Below are 8454 nucleotides of genomic sequence, written 5' to 3'. Positions count from 1 at the left end.
GGGAGGAAAAAGGGAACACCATACGGGGGAGGGGTGGGGGTCCCCTCCCCCCCCCCCCCCCCCCCCCCCACCCCACCCCCCCCCCCCCCCCACCCCCCCCCCCCCCCCCCTCTCCCCCCGCCGGGGCCACCGCGACCCCCGTACGCGGTGACCCCTTCGACCGCCCGCCGAACCACCGGGACCGGTCCTGGCCTCCGAAGGGCCAGGACGTGGTCCTAGTCGGTGGCGATCGCGTTCAGTACGTTCATCCGGCCCGCCCGGAACGCCGGGATCAGGGCGGCGAACAGGCCCACGAAGGCCGATCCGACGAAGACCCCGATGATGGTCGGCCAGGGGATCTCCAGGACCTTCAGTCCCTCCAGGGCGAGGAGCTGCTGGGCGGTGGCGCCCCAGCCCATGCCCAGACCGAGGCCGAGCAGCGCGCCGAAGAGGGCGATGACCACCGACTCCATCCGGATCATGCGGCGGAGCTGGCGGCGCGAGAGGCCGATGGCCCGCATCAGACCGATCTCCCTGGTGCGCTCGACCACGGACAGGGCGAGGGTGTTCACCACGCCGAGCACCGCGACGATGATCGCGAGGGCCAGCAGGCCGTAGATCAGGTTCAGGAGCTGGCCGATCTGGTCCTTCATGGCCTGCTTGTAGTCGGTCTGGTCGCGGACCTGGTACTGCGGGTAGTCGTGCAGGGAGGACTTCAGGGCCTTGTACGCGCTGTCCTGCTGTCCGTCCTTGGCGGAGGCGAAGACCATCTCGTCCAGCGGCATCTTGTCGGCCGGCACGTACTTGGCGAGCGTGGCGATGGAGATGTACTTCGAGCCCTTGTCGATGACGGCGTCGCTGCTGGTGATGGCGCGGACCGTCAGGTTCGCGGTGGCGCCGTCCTTGAAGGCGATCCTGATCTTCGATCCGAGGTGGATGCCGTGGTCCTTGGCGAACTTCTCGTGGACGGACATCGAGTCGGGCAGGTAGGCGTCCTTCAGATCGCCGGCGACGGTCTTGGTCCGCAGGTCGGTGGCGTACGAGGGGTCGGCCGCCGTGATGTCGGTGTCCTTGAGGGTCTTGCCGTCGGGGGTGGTGTAGTCGCCCTCGGTGACCCGGTACTCGGTGACCCGGGCCAGCCCCGGCGTCTTCTTCACGGCCCGCACGGCCTGCGGGGTGATCGGCTGGCCGCCGTCGTTCTGGATGATGAAGTCGGTGCCGACGGTCTTGTCGAGCTCGTCGGTCGCGGAGGCGACCATGGAGGAGCCGACCACCGACAGGCAGGCGACCAGCGCCAGACCGATCATGAGGGCGGCGCCGGTGGCACCGGTGCGGCGCGGGTTGCGCAGGGCGTTGCGCTCGGCCAGGCGTCCCACCGGGCCGAAGCCCCGCAGCAGGACCGCGCCCAGGACGCGCACCACACCGCTCGCGAGCAGCGGGCCGATGATGACGAACCCGAGCAGGCTGAGCACCACGCCGAGGCCGAGCCACATCGAGCCCTCGCTCGCCTTGGTGGCGTCGGCGGCCAGGTAGAGGCCGAAGCCTCCGGCGCCGGTGAGGAGCAGGCCGAGCACGGCCCGTACGACTCCGGCCTTCGCGTCGGCGGGGGCGCCGGCGTCGCGCAGGGCGGCCATCGGGGAGACCTTGCCGGCCCGGCGGGCGGGCAGATAGGCCGCCAGGACCGTGACGACGATGCCCAGCACCATGCCGATCACCGGGGTCGTCCAGGCCACCGTCAGGTCGTCGGTGGACAGGTTCATGCCGGTCATGCCCATCAGCTTCATCAGGCCGACGGCGATGCCGATGCCCGCGCCGACACCGAGAGCGGAGCCGACCGTGCCGAGGAGCAGCGCCTCGACGAGCACCGAGCGGTTGACCTGCTTGCGGCTGGAGCCGATGGCCCGCATCAGACCGATCTCGCGGGTGCGCTGGGCGACCAGCATCGAGAAGGTGTTGATGATCAGGAAGATGCCGACCAGGAAGGCGATCCCGGCGAAGCCGAGCATCGCGTACTTCATGACGTCCAGGAAGCCGCTCACGTCCTGGCTGTTGGCGTCGGCGGTCTCCTTGGCGGTCTGCACCTTGTAGTGGCCGCCGGTGGAGGCGATCACGTCCTGCTTGAGCCGGGCGTCGCTGACTCCGGCGGCGGCGGTGACGTTCACGTTGGTGTAGACGCCGCTCTGGCCGACGAGCGTCTTCTGGGCGGTCGGCGTGTCCAGGTAGAAGATGGCCGCGCCGGGGTTGGTGACGGTGAAGGTGGCGATGCCGGAGATCTTCGCGGTGTGCGTGCCGACCGCGCTGATCACGCCGATCTCGTCACCGAGCCCGAGGTGGTGCTTGTCCGCGGTGTCCGCGTCGACCATCACCTGACCGGAGCCCTTGGGCGCCGAACCGGAGGTGACCTTCATCGTGCGGGCCTCGTTGGCGTTCCAACTGCCGACGATGGTGGGCGCGCCGCTGGAGGGCGAGAGGTTGTCCTTGTCGGCGTCGACGACGGTCACGGCGCTGGAGAAGACCGCGCCCTCGGCCGACTTCACGCCCGGCGCCTTCCGCACCTTGTCGAGGACCGAGGCGGGCATGACCGGCGGCTTGCCGTTGCCGGACGTCGTCTCGCCGGTGTCCGAGGCGCTCTTCGCGCTCACGGTCACATCGGAGGAGGTGGCGGCGAACAGCTTGTCGAACGTCGTGTTCATCGTGTCGCTGAACACGAGCGTCCCGCAGACGAAGGCCACCGACAGCAGGACGGCGACGGCCGACAGGGCCATGCGTCCCTTGTGCGCGAAGAAGTTGCGCATCGAGGTCTTGAGGACGGTCATGACGTCCGCCCGCGGGAGTCGAAGTCCTTCATGCGGTCCAGGACCTGATCGGCCGTGGGCTGGTGCATCTCGTCGACGATCCTGCCGTCCGCGAGGTACAGCACCCGGTCCGCGTACGAGGCCGCCACCGGGTCGTGCGTGACCATCACGATGGTCTGGCCCAGCTCGTCGACCGAGCGCCGCAGGAAGCCCAGCACCTCGGCGCCGGCCCGGGAGTCGAGGTTTCCGGTCGGCTCGTCGCCGAAGATGATCTCGGGGCGGGCGGCCAGCGCCCGCGCCACGGCGACGCGCTGCTGCTGGCCGCCGGAGAGCTGGGTCGGACGGTGCTTGAGCCGGTCCTTGAGCCCGACGGTCTCCACGACCTGGTTCAGCCAGGCCCGGTCGGGCTTGCGGCCCGCGATGTCCATCGGGAGCGTGATGTTCTCCAGGGCGTTCAGCGTCGGCAGCAGGTTGAACGCCTGGAAGATGAAGCCGATCCGGTCCCGGCGAAGCTGCGTCAGCTTCTTGTCCTTGAGCCCGGTGATCTCGGTCTCGTCGAGGAAGATCTGGCCGGAGGTGACGGTGTCGAGCCCGGCGAGGCAGTGCATGAGAGTGGACTTGCCGGACCCCGAGGGGCCCATGATCGCGGTGAACCGGCCCCGCGCGATGTCCACGTCGACCTGGTCGAGGGCCACGACACGGGTCTCCCCGGACCCGTACGCCTTGACGACCTGTCGCGCCCGCGCGGCGACGGCCGTACGCCCTCCAGTGCCCTCGTGCCTGGGAATGCTTACAGCCGATGTCACGGTATGTCTCCTAAGTCTGCCGACAGGGGGACCTGCCGGGCTGCGAAAGTCTGAGCGGGTGCGACAGGCCGCGGACGTCCACACCGTTGCGGGGCGGTACGCCGGGCCGTGCCTTCAAGTCTGGTGTCGGGAGGGGGTCGGACGCGCTGGTGCACGGCCCCGTCTTCTGCTGGGGAAAACCCCACCCCCGGAGGTGCGGTCCGTACGACCGGAGCGCGACCCCGACGACGTAAAACCAGGTTAAGAACGGCTTCGGCCCGTCTCCTCCTCCGGCGGGACGAACCCTCCCCGACCCCTGGTGGGGAGGTCCCCCTAGGGGTTCTCCACCCTCCGGTGGACAACCCCTCGGGGTCCGGTCCACCCCCGGGCCCACACAGCGTCCACCCTCCCCCGACGTGAGGCTCAAGTGGGAAGCTGGCCGCGGCAGATGGATGCAGGGGGAAGGAATCCCGTGGGCGAGCGGAACACCGGGACACCGGTCGTACGGGAAGACGCCGTCCACGCCGAGCGGACCGAGACCCGGCGGCGGCGCGCCGTCGTCGCCGCGCTCATGCTGGCGATGGGGCTCGCCGCCCTCGACTCCACCGTCGTGTCCACCGCCGTCCCGCAGATCGTCGGCGACCTCGGCGGCTTCTCGGTCTTCTCCTGGCTGTTCTCGGGCTACCTGCTGGCCGTGACGGTCACGCTCCCCGTCTACGGCAAGCTCTCCGACACCTTCGGCCGCAAACCGGTCCTCATGGCGGGCGCCGCGCTCTTCCTCCTCGGCTCCCTGCTCTGCGCCGGCGCGTGGAACATGGCCGCGCTCATCGCCTTCCGCGTCGTCCAGGGCCTGGGCGGCGGCGCCCTCCAGGGCACCGTGCAGACACTCGCCGCCGATCTGTACCCGCTCAAGGAACGCCCGAAGATCCAGGCCAAACTGTCCACGGTGTGGGCGACCTCGGCCGTCGCGGGCCCCGCTCTCGGCGGACTCCTCGCGACCTACGCAGACTGGCGGTGGATCTTCCTCGTCAATCTGCCGGTCGGCGCCGTCGCGCTGTGGCTGATCGCCCGTCATCTGCGCGAACCGCAGCGGACCGTCCCCGGCCGGCGGCCGCGCATCGACTGGGCGGGGGCCCTCGCGGTGTTCGCCTGCGGCGGTGTCCTGCTGACGGCGCTCGTGCAGGGCGGTGTCGCCTGGGACTGGCTCTCGGCCCCCTCGATCGCCCTGTTCACCGCGGGAGCGTGCCTGCTCGCCCTCGTCGTGGCCGTGGAACGGCGCGCCGCCGAACCGATCATCCCCGGCTGGGTGTGGCGCCGCCGGACGATCGCCGCGGTCAACCTGGCGCTCGGGGCACTGGGGCTGCTCATGGTCGCGCCCACGGTCTTCCTGCCCACCTACGCGCAGGCGGTCCTCGGCCTCGCCCCGGTCTCCGCCGGATTCGTGCTCTCCGTATGGACGTTGAGCTGGCCGGTGTCCGCGGCGCTCAGCCAGCACGTCTACCGCCGCATCGGCTTCCGCGACACCGCCGTGCTCGGCATCGGCGCGGCGGCCCTGCTCCTGCTCGCCTTCCCCTTCCTGCCCACCCCGGGCGAGCCGTGGCAGCCCGTCCTGCTGATGCTGCTGCTGGGTGGCGCCCTCGGACTCTTCCAGCTCCCCCTGATCGTCGGCGTCCAGTCCACCGTCGGATGGGCCGAACGCGGCACGACCACCGCCTCCGTCCTGTTCTGCCGGCAGACCGGACAGACCCTCGGCGCCGCACTCTTCGGCGCCGTCGCCAACGGGGTGCTGGCCGCGCGGCTCGGCGGAGCCGGAGACCTCGACGCGGTGACCCGCGCGCTGAACTCGGGCGCCCCGGACGGACGGTTGCGCCACGCGGTCGCCGACGCGGTGCACGCCGTCTATCTGGGCGCCGCCGGTGCCGCCGCGCTCGCCTTCCTGGTCCTGCTGCTCGTGGCACCACGCCGCTTCCCCCTCCTGGACGACCCGACGGACTGACGGCTGAACCCTCGTCGGCCGGTGCTGGAAGGGTCAGGATCACGCACCCGCAGTCGGCATCCGGCGGAAGGGGCCGTGCCGGTACACCGATGCCTGTCGCCACCACGACGCACCCGCAGTCGGCATCCGGCGGAAGGGGCCGTGCCGGTACACCGATGCCCGTCGCCACCGACGCCCACGCCTCACCCAACGGCGACGGGCTGATGCACCGGCACGGCCCCGACCCACCCACCGGACCCGAACCGCGACCACCCACCGGCCGAACCCGACGCCCCCACCGGCCGAACCCGGCCCACCCACCGGCCGAACCCGACGCACCCACCGGACCGAACCCGGCCCTCCGCCCCGCACCCGCTTCCCCACACGAAGACCGGAGAACCTCCAGGGCTGCTCCAGGAGAACTCCACAGGTAAACGCGGGTAACACCCCAGGTCGCCGGAGTAAGCGCGTACCGACCGCCCAGTTCGGCGAAACGGTCGCGCCGCCCCGCTACCTACGAGTAGCGTGCGCGCTGCTCACCCCCCGCTCCCTGCGGTCCCGCCCCGGACCCGAGCCACGCAAGGAGAACCGGGATGCCCGACGCGTTCTCGTCCCCCGAGCACCCAAGGCCACGCCGGCAACAACCGCACCAACGCCCCTACTCACCGCCCCCGTCCCCCCGAGCCCCCCTGTACCAGCCGTACGAGCCCTACGCGGACGACCCCCTGCACCCCGGTTTCCCGCCGCCCGAGCCGACCCCCGACCCCACCCGGCTGACCTACCCCTGGCAGCCCCGGCCCCGCCCGCCCGAGCCCCCGCAACCGCGCAGGCCCCGCCACCGCCCGCTCGGACAGCACAGCGACATCCGCGTCCTGCGCGGCGCCTACCGCCGCCAGCGCCGTGTCGCGACCCTCACCGCCCTCGGCTACTTCACCCTGTTCCTCGTCCTGTCCGCCTTCGCACCGTCCCTGATGACGAGCACGGTCTCCGGCGGCCTGTCGACGGGCCTGCTGCTCGGCCTGCTCCAGGTCCCCGTCACCTGCCTGGCCATCGCGCTGTACGAACACTCCGCGCGCCGGCGCCTCGACCCCATCGCGGACCGGATCCGCAGACAGAGCGAACTGGACGCCAAGCGGGAGGCCGCACGATGACGGGATTCACCACCTCCGCCCAGACCATGTCGCTCGTGGCGTTCACGGCCGTCGCCACGGTCACCCTGCTGCTGTGCGTGATGACCGGCCCGGACCGCGACGACCTGGACGAGTTCTACACCGGCTACGGATCGCTCTCCCCGATGCGCAACGGCCTCGCCATCGCCGGGGACTACATATCCGCCGCGAGCGTGCTCGGCACGAGCGGCGTCATCGCGCTGGCCGGCTACGACGGCGTGGTCCTCGCCCTGAGCACGGCCCTGTCCCTGATGCTGCTGATGTTCCTGCTGGCCGAACCACTGCGCAACGCGGGCCGGTTCACCATGGGCGACGCCCTCGCGCGCCGCATGCCCGGCCGCGCCGTCCGCAACACGGCCTGCGCGGTGACCATCGTGGCCCTGCTGCCCCTCATGCTGGTCCAACTCGCGGGCGCGGGCGACCTGCTGGCGTTCATCCTCGGCTTCTCCGCCGACTCCCTGAAGACCGGCTGCGTCATCGGCCTCGGCGCGCTGATGATCAGCTACGCGGCGATCGGCGGCATGAAGGGCACCGCCCTCATCCAGATCCTGAAGATCGTGATGCTGCTCGGCTCGGGCACCGTGATCGCCGTCCTCGTCCTCCAGCGCTTCGACTGGAACCCCGGCACCCTGCTGGCCGCCGCGGCCGGCCACAGCGGTGTGGGCGACGCCTACCTCCGCTCCGGGCTCCAGTTCGCGGGCGGCGCCAGCCCCCGCCTGGACATGATCACCTCGGAGCTGACGGTCGTCCTCGGCGGTGCCTGCCTCCCCCACATCACCATGCGCATGTACACCGCGGACAGCGCCCGCCAGGTCCGCAGGTCACTGTCCTGGGCGGTGCCGTGCGTGGCCCTGTTCGTCCTCATCGTCAGCGTCGTCGGCTTCGGCGCCACGGCCCTGATCGGCCGTGAAGCGATCGCGACGGCCGACCCGCAGGGCAACACCGCCTACCTGCTGGGCTCCCAGGCCGCCTTCGGCACCTCGGTCTCCGCCGCCGAGACCCTGCTGTTCACCACCGTGACGACAGCGATCTTCCTCACGCTGCTCGCGTCCGTCGCCGGGATGATCCTGGCCTGCGCCAACTCCCTCGCCCACGACGTCTTCGCGCACAGCCGGCTCTTCCGGGGCCGCCGCCGCGACGACGAACTCTCCCCGCGCCGCGAGATGCTCCTCGCCCGCATCTCCGCGCTGGCGGTGGGGGCACCGGCCATCCTGCTCGCCACCCTCGTCCAGCATCACAGCCTTCAGCCCCTGGTCACCCTGTCCTTCTGCCTCGGCGCCTCAGCGATCGCGCCCGCGCTGGTCTACGGGCTCTTCTGGCGCCGCTACACCCGCGCCGGCCTCCTCGCCACCCTCATCGGCGGCACCCTCACCGTCCTGGTCCTCATGCCCGGCACCAACCTCGTCTCGGGCTCCCCCACCGCCGCGTTCCCGGACGCCGACTTCAACTGGTTCCCGTTCACCACGACCGGCATCGTGTCGATCCCGCTGGGCTTCGCCTACGGCTGGCTCGGAACGGTGGCCTCGGGCCGCCGCAAGGCGGGAGAACAACGCAAGCAGTACGAGGCGGTGGAGGGCTGGATCCTGGCGGGGGCGATACGAAGAGGAAGATAGGCCCGCCCAAGACGAGGACCCGGCGGAACTGGCCGGGACGAGGACCCGGCGGAACAGGCCGGGACGAGGACCCGGCGGAAACGGACCGAGACGGCGCCCCGGCGGAAACGGGCCGAGACGACGCCCCGGGGGAAACGG

General features: G+C 71.3%; 5 protein-coding genes. 3 read left to right on the top strand and 2 right to left on the bottom strand.

The features are described from left to right. Positions 1-215: 215 nt before the first annotated feature. Both ACZ4TO_RS27895 and ACZ4TO_RS27890 read right to left on the bottom strand, forming a co-directional pair. Entirely contained in the window at positions 216-2795 is a 2580-nt protein-coding gene (locus tag ACZ4TO_RS27895; RefSeq protein ID WP_385044561.1) for an ABC transporter permease, read from the bottom strand. After that, on the bottom strand, positions 2792-3580 hold the full coding sequence (locus tag ACZ4TO_RS27890; RefSeq protein ID WP_037628177.1) for an ABC transporter ATP-binding protein: 789 nt from the start codon (positions 3578-3580) through the stop codon (positions 2792-2794). Before ACZ4TO_RS27890 ends, ACZ4TO_RS27895 begins: the two co-directional genes overlap by 4 nt. A 427-nt stretch (positions 3581-4007) precedes the next feature. Here ACZ4TO_RS27890 and ACZ4TO_RS27885 point away from each other — a divergent pair, with 427 nt between their 5' ends. The 3 genes from ACZ4TO_RS27885 (at position 4008) to ACZ4TO_RS27875 (ending at position 8316) form a co-directional block, all read left to right on the top strand. Further along, on the top strand, positions 4008-5555 hold the full coding sequence (locus tag ACZ4TO_RS27885) for an MFS transporter (protein ID WP_468025513.1): 1548 nt from the start codon (positions 4008-4010) through the stop codon (positions 5553-5555). 572 nt (positions 5556-6127) lie between these two features. After that, a complete protein-coding gene (locus tag ACZ4TO_RS27880; RefSeq protein WP_382791768.1) occupies positions 6128-6685 on the top strand; it encodes a DUF485 domain-containing protein in 558 nt (185 codons plus the stop codon). Next, positions 6682-8316 carry a sodium/solute symporter gene (locus ACZ4TO_RS27875; protein WP_382791765.1) on the top strand — a complete coding sequence of 545 codons (1635 nt, stop codon included), beginning with the start codon at positions 6682-6684 and terminating at the stop codon, positions 8314-8316. Before ACZ4TO_RS27880 ends, ACZ4TO_RS27875 begins: the two co-directional genes overlap by 4 nt. The last annotated feature ends 138 nt before the right edge of the window (positions 8317-8454 follow it).

The sequence above is a fragment of the Streptomyces sp. NPDC028298 genome, assembly GCF_055565895.1.
This window is presented reverse-complemented; position numbering and strand designations above follow the sequence as displayed.